The sequence below is a fragment of the Microbacterium sp. NPDC088619 genome, from assembly GCF_044752825.1.
GTDB lineage: Bacteria > Actinomycetota > Actinomycetes > Actinomycetales > Microbacteriaceae > Microbacterium.
Map to the genome: position 1 here is coordinate 2,143,222 of NZ_JBIVLZ010000001.1, position 26,483 is coordinate 2,169,704.

A 26,483-nucleotide genomic window follows, 5' to 3' on the forward strand; every position below is an offset into this window, starting at 1 on the left:
GCACGAGACGATCGCGCCCCGCCGAGTCGGTCCGCAGATAGACGTCGAGGTCTCCCGACGATGGAGGTTCCTACGCCATCCATCGGAAAGACCTCGACGTGCCCGACGCTACCCCGCCGCCCGGCTTCGGCCGCCCTGACCTGACCGCCTTCGCTCGACTCGACGGCCTCGGTCTGAGCGTGATCGGGCAACGACTTGAACCGGATCGTGCGGTCCTCGCGTGCCGCGTGGTGGAACCAGATCAGTGGTGCCGACGGTGCGGCAGCGAAGGCGCCGCTCGTGACACCGTGATCCGGCGGTTGGCCCACGAGCCGCTGGGCTGGCGACCGACCGTGCTGGAAGTTGTAGTGCGCCGCTACCGCTGTGCAGACTGCGGACACGTGTGGCGCCAAGACACCAGGGCCGCGGCGGAGCCACGCGCGAAGCTCTCGCGCACCGGGCTGCGGTGGGCGCTGGAAGGGATCGTGGTCGCACACCTCACCGTCGCCCGTGTCGCCGAGGGACTCGGGGTCGCGTGGGACACCGCCAACAACGCGATCCTGGCCGAAGGCAAGCGGCTGCTGATCAACGACCCCACGCGGTTCGAGGGCGTGAAGGTGATTGGCGTCGATGAGCACGTCTGGCGCCACACCAGGCGTGGCGACAAGTACGTCACCGTGATCATCGACCTCACCCCGGTCCGCGATGGCGCCGGCCCAGCAAGGCTGCTGGACATGGTCGAGGGCCGGTCGAAGGCGGCGTTCAAGACCTGGCTCGCCGACCGCGACGACGCCTTCCGTGACGCGGTCGAGGTGGTCGCGATGGACGGCTTCACCGGGTTCAAGACCGCCGCTGCGGAGGAGATCCCGGACGCGGTCACGGTGATGGATCCCTTCCACGTCGTGCGCCTGGCCGGTGACGCCCTCGACAGGTGCCGGCGCCGGGTCCAACTCGCGATCCACGGGCACCGTGGGTTCAGGGACGATCCGCTGTACAAGTCGCGGCGCACGCTGCACACCGGCTCGGACCTGCTCACCGACAAGCAGAGCGACAGGCTACGCGCGCTGTTCGTTGATGACGCTCACGTCGAGGTCGAGGCGACCTGGGGTGTCTACCAGCGGATGATCGCCGCCTATCGCCACGAGGACCGGCAACGTGGCCGCGAGCTCATGGAGAAGCTGATCACCGACCTCAGCGCCGGCGTCCCCAAGGTGCTCACCGAGCTCGCCACCCTGGGCCGGACCCTGAAGAAGCGAGCCACCGACGTGCTCGCCTACTTCGAACGACCCGGCACCAGCAACGGGCCGACCGAGGCACTCAACGGACGGCTCGAACACCTGCGCGGCTCCGCACTCGGGTTCCGCAACCTGACCAACTACATCGCCCGAAGCCTGCTCGAGACCGGCGGCTTCAGACCCCAACTCCTACACCCCCGATTGGGATGAGGCGGGAAACTCCTACCGCACCTAACCGAGATCATCGACATCGTAAAAGATGAGGGATGGATGTCGGTATCTGCTCTGACGGCGACGCCTCAATCAACCATGGTCACCGACGGTCAGCACAGCCCTGTGGAATGGTTCAGGGGTGGCGGAGACGTGCAAGCTCTAGCCCGGATCATCGAAGGTCAGAAGTGGCGATAGAGCTTATGGCAACGCAACGGCGTAACACGCGCAGCTCACGAGTCGTCTAAGGCGTGCGACCTCGAGCGGCGAGAAACTCCGTCGCCGTCTCAACCCGATACCGCTCGTCGACATAGCTTGCCGGAGTGAGGTTTCGGGTAACGAAGAGGGTGCTTAGGTGAAACTGCTCGCCGTCAGGCGGCTCGCCGAGTCCGAGGCGCGTCGCAATGCTCGCGACGTGAGGCGCTAGTTCGCTCTCCTTGCGCGCGAGCTGCGTTGTATAGCAGGGCTTGGTCCCGCGGTCTCCTACCTGGTCCCGGAAGAAGGTGCGCAGTTGGCGTGCAGTCTCAGCGAATCCGTGCACCGACGCAGGATCCTTCGCCTCGATCAACCAGATGGTGCTATCGCCAGGGCGTCCGCACACGAGGTCAACTTCGGTCGTGAGAATCGGCACGCCGAGCCGCGCGTGGTCGTTGGGTTTCACGCGGGCGACCGTGGTGTAGCCGAGTTCCTCTAGCCGGTCTTGAAGGAATCTTTCGAACCGAATATTGCGGCGCGCACGGCGGTCCGCGAGCGCGTTGCTGACAGGCTGGGGAACGTCTCCCGCCCAGGGAAGAACTCCTTGGAGGAGGTGGCGGTAGTAGACCTGGAAGGACGTCAGTAAGTACTGCGGGCTGACAATAAGTCGTCCGTCCGAGTCTTGCACCAGCGGTTGCACGAGGAGCCGGTGGCGCCGTGTGCGCGTTTGCCAGGGTTTCCACTCCACGGCTTGCATCTGTTCGGCCGTGCTGGTGAGCATCCGAATAGCGGCCTCAACACGCGTGCTTTGCGACTCATCCGCGTCCGGGCCCAGCGCGTCACAGACCCATGCTGTTGCCTCGGCCACGGTGACGTGCGCGGTCGTCCTGCCTGGGTCGAACGTTTCCCACTTTGCGAGGGTGGCGAGTGCGGCGAGCATGTCCTGCGACGTCGCTCCCCATGCCTGCTGGAACGCATCTTCGACGTCGTCCTCTTCGTTCGCCTGTTGCAGCGAGTCGTCGTCTTGAGTGCCGTGCAACCGAACGCTCGCAGCTGCACGGGTAAGTTCGTCGTTTCGCAGGCCCCACGCCGATGCGTCGGGATGCGGATCGTCGTCAACGGCCAGCTCGTACATCGGGCTGAGGTTGATGACTGCGGGCGCGACTTGGTGATACATCCGCTCACTCAGCGTGGTCGCGGTGAGGTACGCATCTGCGGCGGCAAGAAGACCGCTCCACGCCTGAGGAGTGATCGGCTTCACCGCCGCCGGATTGTCCAGGATGCGCAAGGCAGCCTCCACCACGATCTCGTTACACTGACGAAGCTGAAGTGTCTCCGCCGAGAGCTCGGCTGTGCGGGTGAGCGGATCCCATTCGGTCGCGAGATTCGCTGCGACTCGGGATAGATCGTCTTGCTGATGAATGGCACTGTCCATCACCCTCGCCAGCTGCTCGATCCCCATGAGCACCACCTCGCTCACGTCGTGTCTCTTGATTCCTTCAGTCAGGGTCTCGAGAGCAAGGGGCGCAAGATGCTCGCGGATGAGTCGATTCGCGTCGTCCGCTCGGTACTCTCCCGGTTGAACGCTGGCATCGTGGAGTCGTCGTCCCAAAGCCGCAACCATGCGGCTCTCATCAGAGGGTCGTAGACGCCACGGATCAGGCAGGTGATTGAGAGTGGTTCGGGCCTGCTTCATCTCCAAGATGAGAAAGGGTCTCGCTGTGCGCCACTGGTCGCGGAGCGCCGCTGCGGTTTCGATATCCATGCCTCCCGCGCGGAGCAGATCGAACACTGCATCCGCTGTTAGGACATTCGCCGCGTGCGGATCTCCATTCGCCGAGTCTGCAAATCCCTCGACATCGATGCGCCACAAGAAGTTGACTGGTTCGTCGACGGCACGCGCGTGCGGGTCGAGATACGGCGTGACCACGCCGGACGGTTCACCCGAGACCGTTTCCGATGCGTGGAGGTAGAGGACGTATCCGGGCACATCGATCTCCTGGTGTGCGAAACGCCATCGATCACCAAGCGCAGCGAAGCCGTAGATTAGCCCGCCGCAGAAGTCGAAGAAGAACCGTCGGTGGTCGGCAGATGCTTCCTCCAGGCTCGCCCGTGCCACGGCAACGGGAGGTTCGGTGAGAGCGAGGGACCACCCGTCAACACTCGGCGCGATGTTGACACCGCGGGTGGCGTCGTACGTGGGGTCACTTGCGATCGTCGCGACGTTTGCGACGGGCCCCGGGGCGACTTCTGCCGCTCGGAGGTCTCGAATCGGGGGAAGCCCAACCCTGAGGAGCGCCACTTCGAGATCCGATAGCTCTACCGCTCGATCCCACTCGGCCTCGCCCGCGTGCGCTTCAAAGTAGACGGCATTGGGTACCACGCCCTTGAAAAACGACTTGCCATTGGCTTTCCATGGCTCCCAGTAGTTGATCGCTTCCCACCCGAAACTCTCAGGGAAATCGGGAGCGCTCAGATCCCGCGCGAATGCGTAGAGATCATCGTCGGACGTAGCCGTTTCCGCGATCCAGGTCAGGTCTTCGAGCGCGAGTTTTGCTTCGCCGACCGCCTGCGGCACAGCGATGTGACCGGGCGCAGCGAACACCGTCAACGGGATGACCTCCGCGCCCGGCCTGATGGTTCCTCGTCGCCCGCCCGCCATCCGCACCGGCACAGAGTCTGATTGCGACTTCACCTGTTTCGCCAGCTCCACTGAGCCGATGTACGGCGGCGGCGCGGCCCCCAGGTCGGGAACGTAGATGACTGAGACGGCGATGAAAGTGGACGGGTTCACCGGCACCAACCACTGAACATCAATCCCGCGAAGCGGGGAATCGACACCTTCGCTGCTGGGAGGAGCTCCGATCAAGCTGTTGGAAAAGCGCCATAGGGACTGGCGGATCTGGTTCAGGCAAGAACTCCGGAGGGCTCGTCGTGCTTGCCCGTCCCGGTCGAGCGCAGACACCAGTTCTCGTACGGCATGGGCCATGATCTCTGGGATGAAAAGTGGCGGCCCCCATCGATGTGCACCCGCCGAGTCAGCGAAACGAAGGTACCTCCCGAACGGGCTGGAAAGACTCTCCGCGTCGAACATGGCCCGACTTGCGGAGTTCGTCATCCATTCCAACGCCCTTTTGTCAGCCTCACCGAGTTCGATGTGGTCGAGGGGGTTCAGGTTGAGGAAGGCCCGCGTCGCTTCGTACTCCGCGTCCGGCAGGGAGACCTCGTCGTTGAGCTCGAGGTTCGGGGCTGGTACCCATGCGTCTGCAAGGTGGCGGGCGCAGAAGTCGCCGTACTTCATCGCCACGTTCACCACGTTTGCGATGCCGAATTGAAATCGTCTGTGAAGCCGACCGTCTACCGCTTCCGCCATCCTGAGCGCACGCGTGAGGTCGGCGACCGGCCGTTCGGTGAGGCCAGGCACCGCGCGCAGCGGCTCCGAGCCGACGGCGAGGAAGACAGTTCGGGTCGGGTCGGTGGGGATGAAATCTTCACGCGCCGGGCCGATCCCATAGGTGGTAGCCGCTAGATCGGACAGTGCTTGGATCGAAGGCAGCGGCTGGTATTTGTCTGGCGCCGGAGCGGCGGAGGCTCGTAGCGCAGCCGCGAAGCTGCTCCCCAATGTCACCGACCGATGCCTGTTGCCGGGGGACGTGGCGGCGGCGAAAATCAGCGTCCAGAGCTCGTCCGGATCGTACGCTGAAAAGGCCAGTTCGAGTGCGTCGGGCTCCCGTCGCGCGGCGCTCACCGCCCGCGGTTGAGATCGAGACCGCTTGCTTCTCCGAGTTTTCTTGCTCTTCCCCACGCAAGCATTCAAGCGTAAGCCAACGACATCCGCACTGATTGCTGAGCGTTGAAAGCGTTGCGCCGGGGAGGAAGGTGGCGAAGAGTTGGGGTGCCGCCTCGAACGCGCGGACGACAGGTCTCCGTCAACGCCGCTGTTCCCGGGCCAGGGAGCTCTTGACCGCTCTCACCTCGTCACCTCGCGGGGGTGCATACACGCAAAAGCGCGCGTAAGATATTGCGTGTACGTGCTAACCAGATGACGACACGAGGAGGCAAGATGGCCGTGAAGAAAAGTCGCACTCGTGCCGCCTCGGCTCGCGAGGCGACTGTGAACCGCGGCACAGTGACAGGTCGATTCCTCAACGGAAACCCGAAGCTCGTCGTGGCGACCAAGGCCCCCGCAAAGACCGACGTGCAAGCCGGTGTCGAGCGCCTTGCGCAGGTGGCGAAGACGTCAAACGTCGACGTATCCGTGTTCAACGCACTCATCGACGAGCTCGCCGATGCCATGACCGACCGTCAATCGACCGAGCTGGGCCTCACAGAGCAGGAAGCCAACTTCCTGATCGAGTCCGGCGATTTCACTCCGGAGGAGTTCGCCGAGGCAGCCGCATTCGTCACCAGCGGTGGGCTCGCCAAGCTCGAGCGCGAGACTCACGTGCGCGCCCTAACCAACACCTACACCGCGTCCGAGGTCGCAGGGCTCCTCGGCATCGATGCCTCCAGTGTGCGTCACCGCCAGAGCAAGAACACCTTGTACGGCTTCCGGGCCGGAAGGATCCGCCTCTACCCTCGATGGCAGTTCATTCCCGGCGATAGGGTCTCGACGATCCCCCACCTCCCGCTGCTCGTCCGAGCGATCCCGTCTGACTGGGATCCGGCCGACGTCGAAGGCTTCATGACAACACCTCAAGACGACTTGCGGTCGAGCGATGGGTCTGTCTCGCCCCAGGAATGGATGACGCCGATCGAGTGGCTGGCTGCCGCGAAGGATCCTGCACCCGTAGTGGACATCCTCGAAGACGCCGACATCACGTGAGCCCGTCGAACGCGAAAGTCCCCGCAACACCCCCGGCGCCGCTCACACTCGACGCGAGTGAGCACCTGAGATCATTCGATGGAATCCTCTGGCGGGTCTTCGCTACAAGAGGTGCTCACCCACAGGCGTGGGATGAGCTGCGGCACTTCGGGCCGATCAGAACCATGCGCTTTGACCCGCATCCCGAGCCGCAGCAGCATCACGCCGATCATGGCGTGATGTACGCAGCTGCTGGATCTACAACAGCTCTCGGCGAGGTGTTTCAGAAGGGCCGACTAATCAATCGGCGCGTTCGTGGAAACACCCTCGCGGCTTGGCGGCCGACGCGTGAGCTTCGGTTACTGGATCTCACCAGCAACTGGCCCGTGATCAACGGGACGACCTCTTCGATTCAGATGGGGCCTAAGCGATATACGCGGAACTGGGCGAATGCGATCCATGACCAGCTTGGGTCGAGCATCGACGGGCTCTACCATGTGTCATCGATCGACTTCGGCCCGATGGTGACGCTGTTCTCGTCCGCCGAGGACTCGTTCCCGCAGCTGCCGTTGGTGCACACCCGACTGGACTCATCCAGTGCGAACATGTACCTCGCGAAAGCTGTGAAAAGGCTTGGCTACCGCGTCAAGAAGTAGAACCGCCCCAGGACGGCAGTCCGCGATTCTCGGATTATCAGATGACGCTCGATCCACCCGTACGCTCAGTGCTATGCCAAAGCGTTCCACCTTGCAGACTCTCGGCGGTGCTGTCGAAGGATTCCGGGACTTCGCGGCGGCGATCAAGAGTGGAGTGCCCACGGTTCGAAAGGGGTCGATGGCGGAGGAAGATCAAGCCCTCGCAGGAAACATCGTCATCCCTCATGCCATAGTCTCCGGGCTCGTCCTCACCGTCGCAGACCACGTATCCGCCTGGGCGGAGCTTGCCGCTAGCCCCGAGGAGAACGTGTTGCTCCTTCATATGCAGGCTGACTACACCTTGTTCCGTCCTGTCTTGGAGGGGCTCGTGGAGGTCATCTGGATCCTGGACGGCACCGATTCCTCTACTCGAGTCCGCAGGGCCCTCGAGATCGCCCGAATCGAGTACAGGCACGGGGTGAAGCTGACGAACGCTCTGCGCAAAGCTCAAACACCAGATGACAGAACGGAACAAGGAATAGCCGCGCTGGGGCGTTTCCTTAGGACCACGGCGACGAACCTCGGATCCGATCCAGAGGACGTTCTCAGTGCGCCATTGATCGATCCCTCCTCGATCACAAGGAAGATTGCGAGTCGCGTTCCAGGCCCCACGTTGCGGACCTTCAACTATTGGGCGATAACTTCGGCCCACGCGCACGGGCAGTTCATCACCACTCTGCGCCACGCGATCGAGACGCCCCCGTCTATACCTCAGATGGGCGGGACTCTGTACGAACCAGACGAGGAGTTGATTGCAGACCTCATCGAGTTCATTGGGACGCTGCTCGAGATCGCAATCAACCTCCTTAACGACCAGGGTTACGAACTTCGACGCTAGAGCTGTCCTGCTTGGTCGATCGGGGAGCGTTGGGTCGCCGAGATGCGCGCCATGGGATTCAGAACTCCCCGAGGCGAGATGTCCGACCCCATCCGTATGATCGAATCAGCCCCTTCGTGAGGCGGTTCGGTGAGGGAGTGGGCTTCGCGCTTTACATCGGACTTAGTCCGATTTCATCGCGATTCCGACAACTAGTAGTCGGTGCCCGCGAAGAGCTCGCGTATGCGGGGAAGCACGGTGGCGTACCTGTTCGCCACCGCCACGTACGACTCCCTGAGGGTCGGGTCGACGGAGACCCGCTTGTCGATCCGCACCATGCAAGCCACTGCCTCGGCAACGGATCGGTGCAACCCGGTGGCCACCGCAGCCGTGATCGCCGCGCCCATTCCCGCCGCATCGGAGACCGCAGGGGTGCGCACCGGGACGCCGTAGACGGCGGCGAGAATGGTGAGCATCAGATCGGAGGCGCTGCCTCCGCCTGTCACGATCAGACCCTCGAGCGGTCGCCCGAGAGCTCGGCGAGCACGCGCATCCGCGAACGAAGTCTCGATCGCGAGCGCCTCGAGGATCGCGCGGTAGACGTGGAATCGGCCCTGGGTTCCATCGAATCCGACGATCGCACCCCTCCTCCAGGGCTCGTCGACAGACGCCAACCAGTCGAGGGCGACGAACAGACCGTCCGCCCCTGGCGGTATCAGTTCGGCGCCGACGTTGAGTTCGGTCTCGGAGTATCCCCCTGACGGTGAGGCGAGCAGATCGCGGAACCAGCTGACGGTCCACATGCCACGCCTGACGCCGTGACTCTCATAGAGATACCCGTGCGGTTCAGCGGCGAAGTTCGTCCAGAAGGCGTCGCTCTGACGCACCTCGCTGCCCGGCGTCATGGTCGCTACATACGTGCCGAGCGAGAGAAGTGCATCGCCCTCGGCTCGCATCCCCGCGCCGAGCGCCTCGACCGCCTTGTCGTTCGAGGTGGCGATGACAGGGATGCCGACCGGCAGTCCTGTGACGGCGGACGCCTCTGGCGTCACCGTGCCGAGCAATTCCCCGGGTGCGACGAGCTCGAACAGCATCGACGGGTCCATGCCGCAGCGGACGTAGTCCTCGGCATCCGCGCTCCACGTCCATCGAGTGGTGTCCACCGGCCATACGCCCTGCACGTTGCCCGCGGCATCCCGCCGCTCCCCCGTCAGCCGATGACCGATGTACCCCGAAGACGTGGTCACGAAGACGGCGTCGTCGGTCTCGCGTTCATACGCCCTCGGAACACGCTCGTCCATCCAGCTCATGACGGGCTGGGCGAGATGCCCGTCGGCTCGGAGCACGGCCCGACAGAATCGTATGGTGCAGAGGCCCACCCCGCGGATCTCTGCCGGATCGCCACGGAACTCGGCCATCGCTGCCCGCAGCGCGGTGACGATCGAGTCCCACAGGTCGTCGTCCGGATGCTCCCACCGCCCCGGCGCCGGAGAGGCATACGGCCTCAGCGGCACACGCGCGCTCGCATGCACCGCCCCCGACCCGTCGACGATGAGGACCTTGGTGCTCTGCGAGCCGTTGTCGATCGCGACGACGAATCCCGCAGCCGGCGCGGTCACGCGCGAATCACCTCGGCGTCATCGAGCGGGTAGATGGTTCCGCGATTCATGATGCCGTTCGGATCCAGTCCCTGCTTCAGCGTATGCAGCAGCGAGTACGCCGTCCCGTGCTCTTCGTGAGTCCACGGCGTGCGGTACTTGCCGATGCCGTGGTGGTGCACCATCGACCCGCCGAGGCGCAGAGCCTCCTCCACCACGATCGCGTTGAGGGGCTCGTGGTACTCCGTGATCTCTTCGCGCGGCTCGCAGCTGATGTCGTAGTCGTACACGAAGTACAGGTTGGTTCCGGTCTGGTAGCTGTGCGAGGAGTGCGCACCCAGCATCGTCAGATCGGCTGCGCGCGGGAACTCGGTTCGCGCCCGCCGCATCACCGACTCGAACAGCTCTTCGACGCCCGACCAGTCGATCGAGACCTCTGTCGTGTAGCCGAGATGCGCCTTCTCCAGCATCTCCCGCCTCTCGGCGTCGATCTTGTCCTGCCCCCAGTTGAGGTTGTCGAACCAGGACTCGATGAGCGCGCTGTCGACCTTCTGATGAGGGATGCCAGCGAAGATGGCTTCGATGCCGGCCGCTGTAGCGTCCGCCACGCCCTTCGGCCCCTCGGCGACGAGAACGACGACCGCCTTCCCCTCGGCGAAATGCGAGAAGTGCTGGGATGCGTCCTCCTCCGAGTACGCACGCGCGACAGAGGGGCGGTAGCCGGCGACGATGACATCGCGCAGCCCTGCGACCCCGGCCGGCAGCGAGTCCACGAGGAATCCGAGGAAACGATTGTTCTCGGGCTGGTATGTGAACACCTTCACAGTGACCTCGGTGATGACGGCCAGCGCACCCTCGTTGCCGATCACGATGTGGCGGATGTCGGGACCAGCGGCTCGTCGGGGCACGCTCTTGATCCGCACGACGTCACCGCCGGGGAGCACCGCCTCGAGGCCGACGACCATGTCTTCGATCCCGCCGTACAGGGTCGAGAACTGCCCGATCGAGCGGGTGGCGACGAGTCCGCCCATCTGTGCGAGAGGCTTCGACTGCGGCGAGTGCCCCGTGGTGAGGCCCTGCGCGCGAAGAGCGTCTTCGAGCACCTGCAGCGGCACGCCGCACTGCGCCGTCACCATCATGTCGACCGGATCTACCTCGAGGATCGCGTTCATGCGTGAACCGTCGAGCACGATCGTGTCGTCGACGATCGTCTCGAGGCCTCCCTCGGTCGCGGTGCGGCCAGTGCGAGGCACGACATTGATCAGGTTCTCGTCGGCGAAACGCAGGATCGCGACGACGTCGTCCGTCGATTCGGCGTACGCGATCGCCGCCGGGATCGGACCATCGAATATGTCGTGCACGGCCGTGTACTTCTTGAAGCGATCGACGCTCGCCTCCCGCAGCTCGTGCAGGTCGGTGTCGACCTTGGCAGAGCCGATCAGTTCGCCGAGGCGGGTGACGATCTCGTCGCGTGAAAGGGCGGATCGTGAAGCAACCATGAGGGTGATGTCCTGTTCGTAGAGAGGTGGGGGCGCGGTCAGCGCACGAGGTAGCCGCCGTCGACGGTCAGGGTGTGACCGTTGACGAAGTCGGATGCAGAGCTGGCGAGGAACACGGTCGCACCCATGAGGTCTGCGACGTCACCCCACCGGCCTGCCGGGGTGTGCTCGATGATCCGGCGGTTCACTTCAGCATCCGCTCGGGACTGCTCAGTGATGCGAGTCGTGAAGTATCCGGGGGCGATCGCGTTGACCTGGATTCCGTGACCGCCGAGCTCATCGGCGTAGGCCCGTGTGAGGCCGACGATCCCATGCTTCGTCGCCGCATAGGCGGGCGAGCCGAGGCCGCCGAGGAACGCGAACAGCGAGGCGATGTTGATGATCTTGCCTGAGCCCTGAGCGATCATCCGCTTGCCCGCTTCGTGCGCCATCTCGAACGCTGCCGTCAGGTTGACGGCGACCATCGGGTCCCAGTCCGCACGCCCGAACTCGCTCACGTCCGCGATCCGACTGATCCCTGCGGAATTGACCAGGATGTCTACTCCGCCGAGCACCTCACAGGCAGCAGCGATCGCCGCCTGCGGGGCGCCGGGAGCAGTGATGTCGACCGTCAGCTCGGCGTAACGACGGCCTTCGGCCTCGACCAGTGCTGCGGTCTCGCCACGGTCGTCGAAGAGGCCGGGAACGAAGACATCGGCTCCGCCTTTCGCGAGTGCGAGGGTGAATGCCTGACCGAGCCCCGTGTTGCCGCCGGTGACGACCGCGCGCTTCCCGTGCAGAGAGAAGTGATCCAGGGAGAAGTCGGAGATGTGCAAGAGATGCTCCTTCAGAAGTGCGGGGTTGCGGGGATCCGGATGCCGGCGCGCCACGTCACGCGAACGGATCTGAGATGCCGATGTACGTCGTCTCGAGGTACTCGTCGATGCCCTCGAAACCGCCCTCGCGGCCGAGGCCCGACTGTTTGACGCCGCCGAACGGGGCCGCGGGATTCGAGACGAGGCCCGTGTTGAGCCCGAGCATTCCCGTCTCCAGTCGTTCGGCGAGACGCAGCGCGCGATTCAGGTCGCGCGTGTATGCGAAGCACACCAGGCCGTACTCGCTCGCGTTGGCGAGGCGCACCGCCTCGTCCTCATCGCGGAACGCCGTTATGGGCGCGACCGGACCGAAGATCTCCTCCTGCAGGATGCGCGCGGACTGCGGCACATCGACGAGCACCGTCGCTGGGTAGAAGTACCCTGCCCCCTCTGGCGTCACGCCACCGAGCACGAGACGCGCGCCGTCTTCCACCGCTCCGCCGACGAGTTCAGCCACCTTCTCGCGAGTGGACTCGTCGACCAGCGGTCCGAGAGTCGACGCCGGCTCCGTACCGCGAGCGTTCACCGTCTCTCTCATCCGTTCGACGAGACGTCTCGAGAACTCGTCGACGATGCTCTCGTGCACGAGGAAGCGATTCGCAGCCACGCACGCCTCGCCGCCGTTGCGGAGCTTGGCGATCAGTGCCCCGTCGACCGCGGCGTCGAGGTCGGCGTCGTCGAACACGAGGAACGGAGCGTTGCCGCCCAGCTCCATCGAGACGCGAAGCACCTGGTCGGCAGCATCGGCGATCAGCCGTCGACCCACTTCTGTCGATCCCGTGAATGACAGCTTGCGCAGTCGTGCATCCTTGATGAGCGGTCCGGTGACGGCGCCGGCGCGCGTCGTGGGGATGACATTGACCACGCCGTCGGGCACCCCCGCTTCACGCAGGACCTCGGCGAACAGCAGGGCAGTGAGCGGAGTGAGGGCCGCGGGCTTGAGTACCGACGTGCATCCGGCGGCGAGCGCGGGCGCGATCTTTCGGGTCGCCATCGCCAGAGGGAAGTTCCACGGCGTGATGAGCAGGCTGGGGCCGACGGGGCGCTTTGCGACGAGCAGCCGGTTGCGACCGTCGGGAGCTGTGGCATAGCGCCCCGAGATGCGCGGCGCCTCTTCCGAGAACCAGCGCAGGAATTCGGCGCCGTAGCCGACCTCGGCTCGTGACTCGGCCAGGGGCTTTCCCATCTCGAGCGTCATGACGAGCGCGAAATCGTCAGCGCGCGCGGTGACGAGCTCGAACGCACGGCGGAGAATCTCACCGCGCTCGCGCGACGGAGTCGCCGCCCAGGAGGCCTGCGCAGATGCGGCGGCGTCGAGCGCGGCGGCGCCGTCTTCGGGCGCAGCGTCTGCGACGTGGGCCAGCACTTCGCCTGTCGAGGGATCGTGCACAGCGAACGTCCCACCGGTCGTGGACTCCCGCCACTCGCCTCCGATGAACAGCCCGGTCGGCAGAGACGCCAGCAGCTCCTGCTCCCGAGCGGCGGTCATGCCGCCACCTCCGCGGCGTGCTCGCCGGCCTCGCGACGCAGGTCACGTCCGAGCATCTCCTCGTAGAGACGCACCGGCGTCATCTCCCCCGCGAGATCGCCGAACCGCGCTCGCGCCCTGCGGAAGATCTGCTCGACCAGCGACGAGAGCTCCACCGGCATGCCGACAGATCGCGCAAGATCCACCGAGAGACCCAGGTCCTTGCAGGCGAGAGCGATGGCGAACCCTTCGTCGTAGTCGCCGTGGTCGAGGATCGAGAGCACGTCTCGAGAGACGAACGTGCTGTTCGCCGGGCTCGCGACGAGCGCATCGCGGAGCACGCCGAGATCGACGCCGGCGGCGACACCCACCGACAGCACCTCGGCTGTCGCGACGAGGTGAGAGAACCACAGCTGGTTGATCATGAGCTTCACGGCGTAGCCGGCACCGTGGCCGCCGACGTGCAGGATCCGTTCGGGATCGCCCATCGCCTCGAAGACGGGACGCAGTCGAGCGACGTCGACCGCATCGCCGCCGACGAAGATCTGCAGCATCCCGTTCGCGGCACCGACCGACATCCCGCTGACCGGAGCGTCGAGCAGGTGCAGGCCGCGATGTTCCTCGGTGCGGCGGATGCCGTCGAGCACTTCGGGGACCGAGGTCGACATGTCGATCCACGTGCCGCCGTCCGGGAGGCCGGCGACGATGCCGTCTGCTCCGGCTGCGACGGCCGCGACGTGCTTCGGGGTCGGCAGCATCGTGATGACGAGATCGCTGGAGGCCGCGACCTCGCGTGGGCTATCGGCCCAGCGGGCGCCCCCTGCGAGTAGCCCTTCTGCAGACTCGCGTCGCAGATCGGTGACGACCAGGGGATAGCCCGTGGCCTGGAGGTTCTTGGTCATCCCAGATCCCATGTTGCCGAGTCCGATGAACCCGACGGTGGGGAGGGGGCCATGCGATGACCCGGTGGAAGCGTTCATGGAGCTATGCATCTTTCGGTGGGAGGTTCGGGGTGTAGAAGGGATTCGTCGGGCTGTGCCGCGCGGCCAGCACGTCGTCGATCGTGGGGAGCGAACGCGCCCCGTTGGCGAGCGCGGTCTTCGTGGCCTCGCGATTGTTCAGATACACGAGGTCCGCGTCGTCGGCGGACGGGTTCACCCAGACCGCCGCGACGAGCGCGTGGGTGTCGGCCTGCTCTGCGGAGACATGCCCCTCAGCCACCGCGTCGGCCACGCCGGCGGCGACTCCGGCCTGCGCCGGCCCCCAGATGAGGAGACCGTGGTCGTCGCTCGCCGGCGCCGCCTTCGTGACGAACAGCGTGAGGGGTTTCACGGGCAGTGACGGTCGGAGGACAGCGACGAAGGGCACGTGCCCGGCGGTCGGCGTGGCCAGCGCCGTGGCCCACGCCGTGCCCGCAGGGCCGTCGCGATGCCCGAAGACGGTGTTGATGTGCGCGGCGTTCACGCCGCTTCCGATGAAGCTCTCGCCGATCTGCAGCGCGGAGGTCATCAGATCAGGCCCTGATCTTCGAGCCACTCGATCGCGACATCTTCAGGGTCCTCACCCTCGACGTCGACGAGGGCGTTGAGCTCTTGCATCACCTCAGTGGTGAGCAACGGGCTGACCTCGGCGATCACGTCGGCGATGGCCGGGTACTCGTCGAGCGTCGACTGCTTGAGCGTGAATCCGCCCTGGTAGCTCGGGAAGAACTCCTTGTCGTCCTCCATCACCACGAGCCCCAGAGCAGGGATGCGCCCGTCGGTCTGGAAGACCTCGCCGAAGTTGCAGTCATCGCCCTTCTCGGTCGCGGTGTAGATCACGCCGGTGTCGAGCATGGTGATGGAGGCATCGAAGCCGTACGCCTCGCTGAGCCCCGGCATCCCGTCATCCCGAGTCGAGAACTCGCTCTCGATGCAGAATGTCTGATCGCCGGCCGGCAGGGCCGCGACGTCGCTGAGAGTCTCGACCCCGAGCGCATCGGCCTCGGACTCGCGGATCGCGAAGGCGTAGGTGTTATTGAACGGCGCCGGGTCGAGCCACGCGATGTCGTTCTCCGCGTCGGCTTCCTTCACGGCGTCGAACTGCACCTCGGCTCCCTGCACCGGTGCAGTGTTGCCGTTGTAGGTGATCCACGACGTGCCGGTGTACTCCCAGTAGCCGAGGAACTGATCGTTCTCGAGCGCCTGGCGCACGTTCGCCGAACCGACGAGCTTGGTGTTCGCTTCGACATCCGCGCCGTGGGCGTTGAGCAGTTCGGCAGTGAGGTAGGCGAGGATGTACTGCTCGGAGAAGTCCTTCGAGCCGATCTCGCCTGTGAGACCTTCGAGCTCGTCGCCCTGTGCGCCCGCGCCGCCGCCGGCGCCGGCGGAGCAGCCGGTGAGGGCGATGGCGCCGAGAGCGAGGACGGCGATCGAGGATGAGGCGAATCTGGATGTCTTCATGTCGAGTTCCTTTCGGAGGGATTCGGGTGTGTTCGTGCAGTTCAGAGAAGTCAGAGGCCCTTGGGGCGGACGATCTCCTCGACGAGGCCCGCGGCCCAGTCGATGAGGACCGCAATGGAGGCGACGAGCACGGCGCCGACGACGAGCACCGGGTACCGCTGCAGCTTCAAGCCGTTGATGATCATGTCGCCGAGCCCGCCCGCGTTGATGAAGGTCGCGACGGTGGCGACTCCGACCGCGAAGACGAGCGCCGTGCGCAGACCCGCGAGGATGACGGGCGACGCCAATGGCAGCTCGACCCGGCGCAGCACCTGGGCAGGGCGCATCCCCATGCCACGGGCGGATTCCTTGATGCTGGCATCGACCTGCGCGAGACCCGTGATCGTGTTCTGCAGCACGGGCAGGAAGGAATACACGACGAGCGCGACGAGGGCGGTGGTGAAGCCCGTCTGCCAGACGATGGCGAGCAGGATCACGACGCCGATCGCGGGCGTCGCCTGCCCGATGTTGGCGATGCCGATGACCGTTGCGCGGAAGACCCGAGAGCCCGACCGGCTGACGGCGATGCCCGCCGGAATCGCGAGGATGGCGACCAGCACCGCGGCGAGTATCGACAGCACCAGGTGCTCGCCGATGCGGGCGATGATGTAGTCGCCGTTGAGGGTGCGCTGTTCGATCGAGTCGAGTTCGAGACTCGATACCCACAGGAATGTCGCCAGAAGCACGAGGGCGACGACGATCAGCGGCATCGTCCGTCTCAGCAGCGTCGGCATCCTTCGACGCGGAGCGCGCTGGGTCTGCAGCACCGTCGTCGCCGACGGCACGACCTGGTCGGTTGTCATCGTCATGCCTCCGCCGTGCGCCGGGCGTCGTGCGGGCGGGGCTCTGCACCTAGGGCTGCCGAGATGGCAGCCTGATCGATCGAGCCGACAGGCTGACCCGCGCGGGAGACAGTGATGCGCGGCGCACCGGTGAGCACGAGCAGGTCGAGCGCCTGGCGCAGAGACGAGGTCTCATCGATCGTGGCATCGGGTGCTGTCAGGTCGATCGAGCCGATGCGCGCCGTCCCGACCGGGATCAGCGCGAGGCGCTTGAGGGCGGCACCTTCGCCTATGAACGAGCGCACATAGTCGTTGGCGGGCTCGGCGAGGATGCGAGCCGGGGTGTCGAACTGCTCGATCCGGCTGCGGTCGCTGAGCACCGCGATACGGTCGCCCATGCGAATCGCCTCTTCGAAGTCGTGCGTGACGAAGATGATGGTCTTGCCGATATCGGCCTGCAGCCGAAGGAACTCGGCCTGCAGCTTCTCGCGGGTGATCGGATCGGTCGCGCCGAACGGCTCATCCATGAGCATGACGGGCGGGTCTGCGGCGAGGGCACGAGCGACACCGACCCGCTGCTGCTGACCGCCGGACAGCTGGCGCGGGTAGCGGTCGGCGAAGATGCCGGGGTCGAGCTGCACGGTCGTCAGCAGCTCCTCCACCCGGGCTGCGGTGCGCTGTTTAGACCAGCCGAGCAGGCGCGGAACGACCGCGATGTTCTCGGCGATCGTGAAGTGCGGGAAAAGCCCGATCTGCTGGATGACGTAGCCGATGTGGCGGCGCAGCTCGTTGCCGTCGAGGGAGAGGACGTCGTCGCCGTTGATGCGGATCGACCCGGAGGTCGGCTCGATGATGCGGTTGATCATCTTCATCGTGGTGGTCTTGCCGCATCCGCTCGGACCGACGAACATGACGAGTTCACCGGGTTCGATCCGCATGGAGAAGTCCTCGACGGCAGGATCCGCCTGCCCGGGGTACTGCTTTGTGATCTGGTCGAGGACGATGTCGACGCCCGCCTGCTGCGATGCGAGAGACGTGAGAACGCCGGTGTTCGTGGTGATGTCAGGCACGGAGACCCCTTGAGGTGGTGAGACGGGCGACGAGGATGAGGATGCCGTCGAGGACGAGCGCGAGGATGATCACGGCGACGGTGCCCGTGAGCGCATAGTTGAGCGCGTTCTTGGACCCGAGCGACGACAGCCCCTTGAAGATGTACTCGCCGAGACCGGGACCCGCGACGTAGGCGGCGATCGCCGCGATGCCGACGGTGAGCTGCGCGGCGACGCGAATCCCCGTCATGATCACCGGCCACGCGATCGGCAGCTGCACAGTGAACAGCACGCGGGTCGGCCCCAGTCCCATTCCGCGAGCGGATTCCAGCACGGAGACCGGCACCTCCCTGAGCCCCACCACGGTGTTGCGGACGACTGGCAGCAGTGAGTAGAAGACGAGAGCGACGACGGTAGGAAGCCAGCCGAGGCCGAGCACGGGGCTGAGGAGAGCGAGCAGAGCGAGCGACGGAATGGTGATCGCGATGGCCGCTGCCGTGAGCACCGACGTCCGGGCGATCCGCCTATTGCGCACCAGGATGCCGAGGCCGACACCGATGACCGACGCGAGCAGCACGGAGATGACGACGACGACGAGGTGATCCCGAGTGAGCTCGAGGATGTCGTCAGCGCGGCGTGTGAGGAAGGCCGTGAGGTCTTCCCAGTTGAATCCGGTCAAGAGGGCTCCTGTCTCGTCGTTGAGGCCGGTACCGGTGTGTACTCACGGTACTGGCCGTATCCATTTGGTCAAAGGGTGTTGCGCATATGGCAACGGCATTTAGACTTCGAGCATGAATCGCTCAGTGGGAAACGGTGTGCGCCGCAACTCGTCGGGGTTGGCTCGGGACTTCGAGATCCTCGAGATCCTCGGCTCCGACGAGGCCTTGCGGTCGGGCGGGCTAGGCGTCTCGCAGGTCGCGCAGTTGACGGGACGCGACAAGGCCGTCGCGTCGCGAACCCTCGCGACTCTCGCCGAGACCGGGCTCGTGGAACGCGATGACGAGACTCTTCGCTACATGCTCGGCTCGCGGCTGTACGCGCTGGCCGCCCGAACCGCCAGCACCTCGCTCGTTCATGCGTCACGGGGGATCCTCCGACGTCTCGTGCAGTCCACGAGGGAGACGAGCCACCTGTGCGTACTCAGAGGTGGCAACGTGCTCACTCTGATGAGCGAACTGAGCCCTCACGATGTCCGCACGACCGGTTGGGCGGGGACCACCACCGCCGCGTGGCGCACGCCATCTGGTCGCGCGCTCCTCAGCGACTGGGATGAGGATGCGCTCGAGCAGTGGTATGACGACCACGGACGGGATCAGCCGCTCGTGGGACGTTTCGACCAGTCCGACGACTCGGTCTTCCCGGTGCTCGATGCACCGCATCCCGGCAACGCCCCGGTGACGGACTTCGCCAGCCTCCTCACCGAGCTGGGGCGTATCCGCGACCAGGGCTACGCGCTTTCGGACGAGGAGCTGGAGTTCGGCGTCGTCGCCGCGTCTGCACCGATCACCGATTTCACGGGGCGCGTCGTGGCGGCGATCAATGTCAGCGCCCCCAAAGTCAGAATCGGCTCGCGCCTGGATGCGCTCGGCACCCTCGTGGGTCGAGCATCGCGTGAGCTGTCCTCACGCCTCGGCGCCACCCCGGGCGGATAATCGAAGGGACGGCACCGAGCGCCCACGCCTCCGCACCGCGCGGCAGACCGCTCGGGCGCCAGGAAGAAGAAGCACATGAAAGCTCTCCGTTACGTCGAGATCGGCAAGCCCCCCGTCGTCGTCGACATCCCGATTCCGAAGCCAGGACCGGGTCAGGTCCTGCTCAAGATCACGGCGGGCGGCGTCTGCCACTCCGATGACTACGTCATGGGCCTCCCGGAGAAGGACTACCTCGAGCAGAGCTATCCGCTGCCACTGACGCTCGGCCACGAGGGCGCGGGCATCGTGCACGAGATCGGTGAGGGCGTCGACTCGACGCTGAAGGTCGGCGACGCCGTGGCGGTCTACGGCCCCTGGGGCTGCGGCCGCTGCCACAACTGCTCACAGGGCATGGAGAACTACTGCACGAACGCCGCTGCAGAGGGCATCCGTCCTCCCGGTCTCGGCAGCCAGGGCTCGATGGCCGAGTACATGATCGTCGATGACGCCCGCCACCTCGTACCGCTCGGCGACCTCGACCCCGTGCAGAACGTCTCGCTGACCGACGCCGGTCTCACCCCGTATCACGCGATCAAGCGCTCGCTCCCGAAGCTCGGCGCCGGCACGTTCGCCGTCGTGATCGGCACCGGCGGTCTCGGCCACGTCGGCATCCAGATCCTGAAGGCGATCTCCGGCGCCACGGTGATCGCTCTCGACGTGAACGACACGAAGCTCGAGCTCGCCACCGAGGTCGGTGCAGACCACGTGCTGATCAGCGATGCTTCCGCCGCCGACAAGATCCGCGAGATCACCGGCGGCCTGGGCGCCAACGCCGTGTTCGACTTCGTGGGCGCGAATCCGACGATGGCCCTGGCGCAGAGCGTGGCCGCTCTCGATTCGGACGTGACGATCGTCGGCATCGGTGGCGGGACGATGAGTCTCGGTTTCGGTGCGATCGCCTACGACGCCGCCGTGCGCATCCCCTACTGGGGCTCGCGCTCCGAGCTGATCGAGGTCCTCGATCTCGCCCGCGCCGGCAAGATTCACGTCCAGACCGAGACCTACTCTCTCGATGACGGCCCGAAAGCATACGAAGATCTCGCCGCGAACAGCATCCGCGGCCGCGCGGTCATCGTCCCCTAGACGGCGATTCCGCAGAGTGCGGCCGCTCCGACTCGCCGTCGGAGCGGCCGCTTGGAGTCAGCATCCCCTCTCCGCGATAGCCGCTCGCGCCCCGTGCAGAGATCCCCCGACTGCCGCCACGGTGTAGGTGCGCGGCGAGGCTACGGGGATCAGCGCAGTGAGCACCCTCTCGCCGTTCTGTGCGAACAGCTCGACAGACGACACCCGCTCATTCAGATCGTCGATCCAGATGTCCCATCCGATCTCGCCCGGCCGGTCGAGCCTCATCGAGGGCGACCCATGAAAACCTGACGGCATTCCCGCGCCGGGACGCTCGAGCTCGATGCGCCCACTCGCGCGGTCCTGTCGGATCACGACCCCTCCGTCATCCGATGCCGAGTCGATGTGGAGTTCGACGCTCTGGGCATCGCCCAAGGTCGCGGTCAACCGGATCCGTGCGGCACCGGCGACTCCTTCGGCGAGCGCGACGCGACCGGTCACACTGCTGCCGAGGTCGATGCTCTCACCGAGCTCGAGTCCGACCGCCGGCTGCTGCCGCAGTCGCTCGACCCCCGTCTCGTCACGAGTGAGCGAGAGGCGTCGAGGAAGAGTCATCGCGCTACGGTGCTCGTCGGAGTCCTCGCCCGGGATGCTGCCGGCATACTTCCAGTTGTCCATCCAAGCGATCAGCGTCCGCTCGTGCGCGGCGAGGCCGTCGAACGTGACACCGGCGTAGCAGTCCGGACCGAAGTCGATCCAGCCGTACTCCTCCAGCTCTTCCCGCGACTGACTGCGGTCGACCATCAGCCGCCGCGAGGGCGTCGGGTGGGGAACGGAGGCGCGGAACGTCGTGCCGTCGAAGTCGCCCAGGACGTAGTGAGTGCCCGAGCCGCCCGCGATGCCTCCGGGGTTGAGACTGATCAACAGCACCCAGCGCCCATCGCCCTCGTCGCCGTCGACGGCGAGCGGGAACATGTCCGGGCACTCCCAGACCCCGCCGACGGGACCGGCCGGACCATAGGACGAGAGATACGTCCACGTCTTGAGGTCGTCGGAGCGATGGAACAGCACCTGACGGTCCTCCGCCTCGACCGCGACCATCACCCAGTACCCGTCGCCTCCGTCGTCATAGCGGAACACCTTCGGATCACGGAAGTCGCGCGTGCCGCGGTCGAGCACGGGGTTGCCGGAGTACTTCGTCCAGACGTACCCGCCGTCGGTGCTGTACGCGAGCGCCTGAGCCTGATGCCCCGGCGCCGCGGCCGTGTACAGCGCGACGAGCGGGGGCTCCTCGGCGGTACCGAATCCTGACGTGTTGCCGTGATCGACCACCACGGAGCCCGAGTAGATCTGCGCATCGTCATCCCAGAGGATCGCCGGGTCATGCTCGGTCCACCGCATCAGATCGGTGCTCGTCGCGTGCCCCCAGCTCACGTCTGCATGCGAGACCCCGTGCGGGTTGCATTGGAAGTACAGGTGGTAGAGGCCGTCGTGGAAGACGAGACCGTTCGGATCGTTCATCCAGTTGTGGCGCGGAGCGAAGTGCATTCGCGGGCTCGTGGTGCGGACCGGGGGAAGGTCAGTGGGGGTCACCGGGGCAGTCGTCTTTCTATTCGATGGGGGCGTGCGTCACTTGCCGACGCCCGCTGTGAGTCCTTCGCGCAGCGGTTTCTGCCCGAAGAAGAACACCAGGAGCGCGGGGATCATCGAGAGGATCACCCCGGCGAGCACGGTCGAGATGCTCCCGGTGCCGAGGTTGCCCTGGAGCGTCACGAGTCCCAACGGCAGGGTGAAGTTCTGATCGCTGATGGTCATGATCAGCGGCCGGAAGAACTCGTTCCAGTGATAGTTGAAGGCGAGGATGCCGACGATCGCGAGACCCGGCGTCGCCAGCGGCAGGTACACGCCGAAGAACGTGCGCCAGGGTCCCGCGCCGTCGAGTTGCGCGGCTTCCCCCAGTTCCGTCGGGATCCCCATGAAGTACTGCCGCATCAGGAACGTGCCGAACGCGGTGGGCAAAGCGGGCACGATGAGCGCCAGAAGCGTGTCGGCGAGCCCCATCCCCCTCACCAGCATGAACACCGGCACGATCGTCACCTGCAGCGGAACCATCATGGTCGCGAGGATCAACGCGAACAGCAGCTTCTTGCTGCGGAACTCGAACTTCGCGAAGACGTAGCCGGCCATCGCGGCAGACAGCATCTGCCCGGCGGCGACGAGCATCACCACGAGCGCGCTGTTCCAGGCATACAGCCAGAGCGGGATCTTGGTGAAGACGTCTGCGAAGGCTCCGAAGCCCACGGTGACCTCTTGGGTGACGCTGTCGGTCGGCGACAGCGCCGTGATCAGGGTCCAGACGACGGGACCGAGGGTCAGCAGGGCCGCGAGTCCGAGCAGGGCGAACTTGCCGCCCGTGCCGAGGGTGTAGAGCCAGGATCGCTTCGTAACCACTGTCGTTGTCATGATGGGCCTCACCCGTAGAAGACGAATCGGCGGCTCAGCCGGAACTGGATGGCCGTGACGAGCATGATCAGAAGCGTCAGCACGATTCCGATGGCGGAGGCGCCGCCGAAGTCGAGCTCCCGGAAGGCGGATTCGTAGATCACCATCACGGCGGTGCGCGTCTCATCGCCGGGCCCGCCGCGGGTCAGGACCCACGGCTGGTCGAAGATCTGCAGTGCGTTGATGATGGCCATGACCGATGCGACCAGGAGGGTCGGGCTCACCAGCGGCAGCGTGATCATGCGGAACTGGGTCCACCCGGCCGCGCCGTCGAGTGAGGATGCCTCATAGACCTCGCTCGGGATCGCGGCGAGCCCGCCGATGAAGAGAAGGAACGTGAAGCCGAAGTTCTGCCACACGTAGACCAGCAGCACCACGACCTTCGCGCCGAACCCCGTCGTCAGCCACCCGACGTCGGCGATGCCGATCAGGTTGAGCATCTGGTTCACGAGCCCGAATTCCTGGTTGAACAGGTACGCCATGATCAGGGAGACGGATGCGGCCGAGAGGATCAGCGGAAAGAACAGCGACGATCGGAAGAAGGTGCGCAGCCACGTCGGCATCTTCGATTGGACGAGCACGGCGAGCACCAGGGCTACGCCGAGCTGCAGGATGACGGCGACGACGACGAAGCCGATGGTGTTAAGGAACGACACCCTCACCGTCGGGTTGGCCACCAGGTCGACGAAGTTGTCGAATCCGACGAAGACCGGATCCGAGATGATGTCCCAGCGGAAGAAGGCCAGGACGAACGATCCGATGATCGGGACGAAGTTGAACAGCCCGAGCCCGATCAGGGTGGGTGCCAGGAAGACCCAGATGATGGACCGGCCTGAGCGGGCGACCGTGCCGGTCTCGCTCCGCGCTCCGGGCGGCACGGTGAGTGTGCGGGTGCTGTCTGCGGACATCAGTTTCCCCTCAATGCGAGTTCGAGATCCCGCTGCATCGTCTCGAGCCCGCGGCGGACGCCGGACGGACCGTTCGTGATGGTCGACACCACGTTCTTGAGCAGCGCGGACTCGACGGCGGCCTGCTGCGGAGGCGCCGGCATCGGACCGGTGTCAGGGAACTTGTCGAGAGTGTCGTAGAAGACCTCCCAGTGCGCGGGCCCCACCCCCGCGCCGTACAGCTTGGTGTTCAGGGAGCGACGAGGGAGTGACGAATCGGGCTTCGGGTGGGCGATCGTCATGCCCTCGACCGAGACGCAGTACTTGAGCCATTCCCACGCCTCGTCCTTGCGGGGCGAGGTCTCCATGATCGCGTAGCCTCCCGCCCCGAACTGGTGCCGTTGCCCCGACATCCTCGGAAAGTAGGTCACGTCGTAGGCGTCGTTCGCGACGCCCGCTTCCTCGAGGCCGCTGACCCAGAAGCCTCCCGCGGGGGTCATTCCGACCGAGCCGGTGGAGAACAGGGAGACCAGCTCGTTTCCGCCTCCCTGTGCAGGGTTCGCGGCGAGCCCCTCCGAGACCATCCGCTCGAGCACCGAGAAGCTCTCGACGGCGTGCTCGTTGAGAGCGTCAGCCTGCTTCCACACGTAGCCGCCGCTGCGTGCCGGCTGGTCGGGGTAGAAACGGTCCCACAGCCAGTCGCCGCCGCTCGCCTTCTCCTCGTGCAGGAAGCTCGTGTTGTTCACGTACAGCCACGGGACGACGCCGCCCCACAGCCGGTTGTTCCAGAAATACGGCAGGAACTGCCCCGAGGCGCTCTTCTTCATCGCACGGGCGGTGCCGAGGAAGTCCTCCAGCGTCCAGTTGTCGGCGGGGCGCTCGAGCCCCGCACGTTCCATCGCCGTCGTGCTGTAGAAGACGTTGGCCGCATTGAAGTTGTCGGGCATCTGGAACAGGCTGCCCTGGTACATGAACGCCTCGATGAGGGTCGGGTTCACGTCGTCGAAGTACTCCTGCATCTCCGATGCGTCTCGGCGCACATAGTCGTCGAGCGGGTGCGCGAGACGCGAGGCGAAGAGCTGCGCACCCTCCGTCGCGACCGTGACGACGTCGGGCGGCGTGCCGGCTGCGATCATCGTGAGGATCTTCGCGAAGTACTCGCTCCAGTCCTGACCCTGGATGGCGACGATGCGCACCTCGATGCCGGGGTGCTTGCGCTGGAAGCCGTCGACCAGCGCCTGACGCGCCACCGCATCCTGCGCGGTGCCGAAGAGGGCGACCGTCAGAGTGTCCTTGCCGCGTCCCGGGATGTCGGCTCCGGTGAGTCTCGGCCACGAGACGACGGTGCCCACGATCCCCAGTCCGATCGCGCCGAACAGAGCCCTGCGAGTGAGATCAACCACGATGTTCTCTCCTGTGTGAATGACTTCGCGGCGAGGGAACGGGCCCTGACCGCGGAAGCTAAATTGATTCAGCATCGCCGAGGTTAGCATCGCCGATGTGTCGCCGCAACGATTTTGCTAAATCAATTCAACATGCGTGGTTCCGCGGCATCCCATTCACTGCCTAAGCTGGAGATGTCACGACAGGAGGAAGCCGGTGCCGAAGAACGTCGATCGCAGGCCGACGCTCGCCGACGTCGCCGCGCTCTCGGGCATGTCGAAGACCGCCGTCAGCATGATCCTCAACGACCGGCCGGGCTCTCGGCTCTCCGTCGATGCGGCGCGACGGGTGCGGGCAGCAGCGGAGGAACTCGGCTATCGGCCGAATCCCGCGGCGCAGAGCCTGCGCCTCGGCAAGACGAAGACTCTCGGCTTCATCTCGGATCAGATCACCGTGACCCGCTACGCCTCCGAGATGATCCGCGGCCTGCTGTCCGCGGCGAAGGAGCATGGCCACACCGTTCTGATCGCCGAGACGGAGGGCGACGACGCGAAGATCTCGGACGAGATCCAGGCGATGATCGACCGCCGGGTCGACGGCATCCTGATCGGACTCCTCGGCGCCCGCATGATCGAGGTGCCCGAGACCCCTGCCGACGTTCCGGTCGTGATCGTCAACGGCACGTCGACGACGGGGCACCCTTCCGTGCTCCCCGACGAACGGGTCGCCGGTCATGCGATGGCGCGCCTGCTCACAGACGCCGGGCACCGACTCATCGGCGTGATCGGCAACAACCCGCGCGCGGTCTCGTCCCCCCTGCACTCGGTGACCATCGGCCCGAGATTCGACGGCATCCGTGCCGCCTTCGCCGAGGCCGGCGTCGATCCGCTCATCATCGACGTCCCGGAGTGGAACCCGGACATCGGATACACGCGGACGCTGCAGATGCTCGACGCGCACCCCGACATCACGGCGATCCTGGCAGGCAACGACGGCGTGGCATTCGGCACCTACCAGGCGATCACCGAGCGCGGGCTGCGAGTTCCCGACGACATCTCGGTCGCCTCCTTCGACGACGAGGAGCTCGCCAGCTTCCAGCGACCGGGGCTCACGACCGCGCGGCTCCCGTACGACGTGATGGGTCGCACGGCGGTCGAGATGCTGCTCGGCGAACGCCCCCTCGACGCCGTGCTGATCCCGATGCCGGTCATCGAACGGGCCTCGATCCGGGGCCTCGATCGAGCAGCCGAGATTCATTCAGGCGAATCCATCTCCGTGAGACAGGCGTAGGCT

The 26,483-nt window shown here is 65.6% G+C and carries 22 protein-coding genes; 7 read left to right on the forward strand and 15 right to left on the reverse strand.

Going from position 1 to position 26,483, the window contains the following annotated elements; translation table 11 throughout:
- Positions 1-98: 98 nt before the first annotated feature.
- On the forward strand, positions 99-1,424 hold the full coding sequence (locus ACIP5T_RS10390) for an ISL3-like element ISPfr2 family transposase (protein ID WP_400862866.1): 1,326 nt from the start codon (positions 99-101) through the stop codon (positions 1,422-1,424).
- Positions 1,425-1,668: 244 nt separating this feature from the next.
- Here the strand turns inward: ACIP5T_RS10390 and ACIP5T_RS10395 are convergent, their stop codons facing one another.
- A complete protein-coding gene (locus ACIP5T_RS10395; protein WP_400862867.1) occupies positions 1,669-5,367 on the reverse strand; it encodes a hypothetical protein in 3,699 nt (1,232 codons plus the stop codon).
- 315 nt (positions 5,368-5,682) lie between these two features.
- Here ACIP5T_RS10395 and ACIP5T_RS10400 point away from each other — a divergent pair, with 315 nt between their 5' ends.
- The 3 genes from ACIP5T_RS10400 to ACIP5T_RS10410 all read left to right on the forward strand — a co-directional run bounded on the left by ACIP5T_RS10400 (position 5,683) and on the right by ACIP5T_RS10410 (position 7,956).
- Positions 5,683-6,444, forward strand: a complete 762-nt coding sequence (locus ACIP5T_RS10400; RefSeq protein WP_400862869.1) for a hypothetical protein — start codon at positions 5,683-5,685, stop codon at positions 6,442-6,444.
- Positions 6,441-7,079: an RES domain-containing protein gene (locus tag ACIP5T_RS10405; protein ID WP_400862871.1), complete on the forward strand. Its 639-nt coding sequence runs from the start codon at positions 6,441-6,443 to the stop codon at positions 7,077-7,079. The genes ACIP5T_RS10400 and ACIP5T_RS10405 overlap by 4 nt, the downstream gene beginning before the upstream one ends.
- Before the next feature lie 73 nt (positions 7,080-7,152).
- Positions 7,153-7,956: a hypothetical protein gene (locus tag ACIP5T_RS10410; RefSeq protein WP_400862873.1), complete on the forward strand. Its 804-nt coding sequence runs from the start codon at positions 7,153-7,155 to the stop codon at positions 7,954-7,956.
- A gap of 191 nt (positions 7,957-8,147) precedes the next feature.
- On the opposite strand, the gene ACIP5T_RS10415 is transcribed toward ACIP5T_RS10410, so the two are convergent.
- Genes ACIP5T_RS10415 through ACIP5T_RS10460 form a run of 10 tightly spaced genes read right to left on the reverse strand, consistent with a single transcriptional unit; the run spans position 8,148 to position 18,344 of the window.
- On the reverse strand, positions 8,148-9,554 hold the full coding sequence (locus ACIP5T_RS10415) for an FGGY-family carbohydrate kinase (protein ID WP_400862874.1): 1,407 nt from the start codon (positions 9,552-9,554) through the stop codon (positions 8,148-8,150).
- The gene (locus tag ACIP5T_RS10420) at positions 9,551-11,032 is read right to left on the reverse strand and encodes an FAD-binding oxidoreductase (protein WP_400862876.1); all 1,482 of its coding nucleotides are present in this window, start codon (positions 11,030-11,032) and stop codon (positions 9,551-9,553) included. The genes ACIP5T_RS10415 and ACIP5T_RS10420 overlap by 4 nt, the downstream gene beginning before the upstream one ends.
- A 38-nt stretch (positions 11,033-11,070) precedes the next feature.
- Entirely contained in the window at positions 11,071-11,847 is a 777-nt protein-coding gene (locus ACIP5T_RS10425; RefSeq protein WP_400862877.1) for an SDR family oxidoreductase, read from the reverse strand.
- Between the two features lie 55 nt (positions 11,848-11,902).
- Positions 11,903-13,375, reverse strand: a complete 1,473-nt coding sequence (locus ACIP5T_RS10430) for an NAD-dependent succinate-semialdehyde dehydrogenase (RefSeq protein WP_400862879.1) — start codon at positions 13,373-13,375, stop codon at positions 11,903-11,905.
- Positions 13,372-14,346 carry an NAD(P)-dependent oxidoreductase gene (locus tag ACIP5T_RS10435; RefSeq protein WP_400862881.1) on the reverse strand — a complete coding sequence of 325 codons (975 nt, stop codon included), beginning with the start codon at positions 14,344-14,346 and terminating at the stop codon, positions 13,372-13,374. The genes ACIP5T_RS10430 and ACIP5T_RS10435 overlap by 4 nt, the downstream gene beginning before the upstream one ends.
- Positions 14,339-14,863 carry a formaldehyde-activating enzyme gene (gene fae, locus ACIP5T_RS10440; protein ID WP_400862883.1) on the reverse strand — a complete coding sequence of 175 codons (525 nt, stop codon included), beginning with the start codon at positions 14,861-14,863 and terminating at the stop codon, positions 14,339-14,341. Before fae ends, ACIP5T_RS10435 begins: the two co-directional genes overlap by 8 nt.
- Positions 14,863-15,795 carry a glycine betaine ABC transporter substrate-binding protein gene (locus ACIP5T_RS10445; RefSeq protein ID WP_400862884.1) on the reverse strand — a complete coding sequence of 311 codons (933 nt, stop codon included), beginning with the start codon at positions 15,793-15,795 and terminating at the stop codon, positions 14,863-14,865. The genes fae and ACIP5T_RS10445 overlap by 1 nt, the downstream gene beginning before the upstream one ends.
- Before the next feature lie 50 nt (positions 15,796-15,845).
- Positions 15,846-16,643 (reverse strand): ABC transporter permease, encoded by a 798-nt coding sequence (locus ACIP5T_RS10450; protein WP_400862886.1) that lies wholly within the window; start codon positions 16,641-16,643, stop codon positions 15,846-15,848.
- Complete coding sequence (locus ACIP5T_RS10455; RefSeq protein WP_400862888.1) at positions 16,640-17,686, reverse strand: ABC transporter ATP-binding protein; 1,047 nt, start codon at positions 17,684-17,686, stop codon at positions 16,640-16,642. Before ACIP5T_RS10455 ends, ACIP5T_RS10450 begins: the two co-directional genes overlap by 4 nt.
- Complete coding sequence (locus ACIP5T_RS10460) at positions 17,679-18,344, reverse strand: ABC transporter permease (protein WP_400862890.1); 666 nt, start codon at positions 18,342-18,344, stop codon at positions 17,679-17,681. The genes ACIP5T_RS10455 and ACIP5T_RS10460 overlap by 8 nt, the downstream gene beginning before the upstream one ends.
- Before the next feature lie 112 nt (positions 18,345-18,456).
- Here ACIP5T_RS10460 and ACIP5T_RS10465 point away from each other — a divergent pair, with 112 nt between their 5' ends.
- Together ACIP5T_RS10465 and ACIP5T_RS10470 are read left to right on the forward strand one after the other, a co-directional pair.
- Positions 18,457-19,317, forward strand: a complete 861-nt coding sequence (locus tag ACIP5T_RS10465) for an IclR family transcriptional regulator (RefSeq protein ID WP_400862892.1) — start codon at positions 18,457-18,459, stop codon at positions 19,315-19,317.
- 75 nt (positions 19,318-19,392) lie between these two features.
- Positions 19,393-20,439: an NAD(P)-dependent alcohol dehydrogenase gene (locus ACIP5T_RS10470; RefSeq protein ID WP_400862894.1), complete on the forward strand. Its 1,047-nt coding sequence runs from the start codon at positions 19,393-19,395 to the stop codon at positions 20,437-20,439.
- Positions 20,440-20,496: 57 nt separating this feature from the next.
- Here the strand turns inward: ACIP5T_RS10470 and ACIP5T_RS10475 are convergent, their stop codons facing one another.
- Genes ACIP5T_RS10475 through ACIP5T_RS10490 form a run of 4 tightly spaced genes read right to left on the reverse strand, consistent with a single transcriptional unit; the run spans position 20,497 to position 25,210 of the window.
- On the reverse strand, positions 20,497-22,011 hold the full coding sequence (locus ACIP5T_RS10475; RefSeq protein WP_400862895.1) for a glycoside hydrolase family 32 protein: 1,515 nt from the start codon (positions 22,009-22,011) through the stop codon (positions 20,497-20,499).
- 36 nt (positions 22,012-22,047) lie between these two features.
- Positions 22,048-22,881 (reverse strand): carbohydrate ABC transporter permease, encoded by an 834-nt coding sequence (locus ACIP5T_RS10480; protein ID WP_400862897.1) that lies wholly within the window; start codon positions 22,879-22,881, stop codon positions 22,048-22,050.
- An 8-nt stretch (positions 22,882-22,889) separates the two neighbouring features.
- A complete protein-coding gene (locus ACIP5T_RS10485; protein WP_400862898.1) occupies positions 22,890-23,828 on the reverse strand; it encodes a carbohydrate ABC transporter permease in 939 nt (312 codons plus the stop codon).
- Positions 23,828-25,210: an ABC transporter substrate-binding protein gene (locus ACIP5T_RS10490; protein ID WP_400862900.1), complete on the reverse strand. Its 1,383-nt coding sequence runs from the start codon at positions 25,208-25,210 to the stop codon at positions 23,828-23,830. The genes ACIP5T_RS10485 and ACIP5T_RS10490 overlap by 1 nt, the downstream gene beginning before the upstream one ends.
- A 196-nt stretch (positions 25,211-25,406) precedes the next feature.
- On the opposite strand from ACIP5T_RS10490, the gene ACIP5T_RS10495 reads away from it, so the two are divergent.
- Complete coding sequence (locus ACIP5T_RS10495; RefSeq protein WP_400862902.1) at positions 25,407-26,480, forward strand: LacI family DNA-binding transcriptional regulator; 1,074 nt, start codon at positions 25,407-25,409, stop codon at positions 26,478-26,480.
- Positions 26,481-26,483 lie beyond the last annotated feature (3 nt).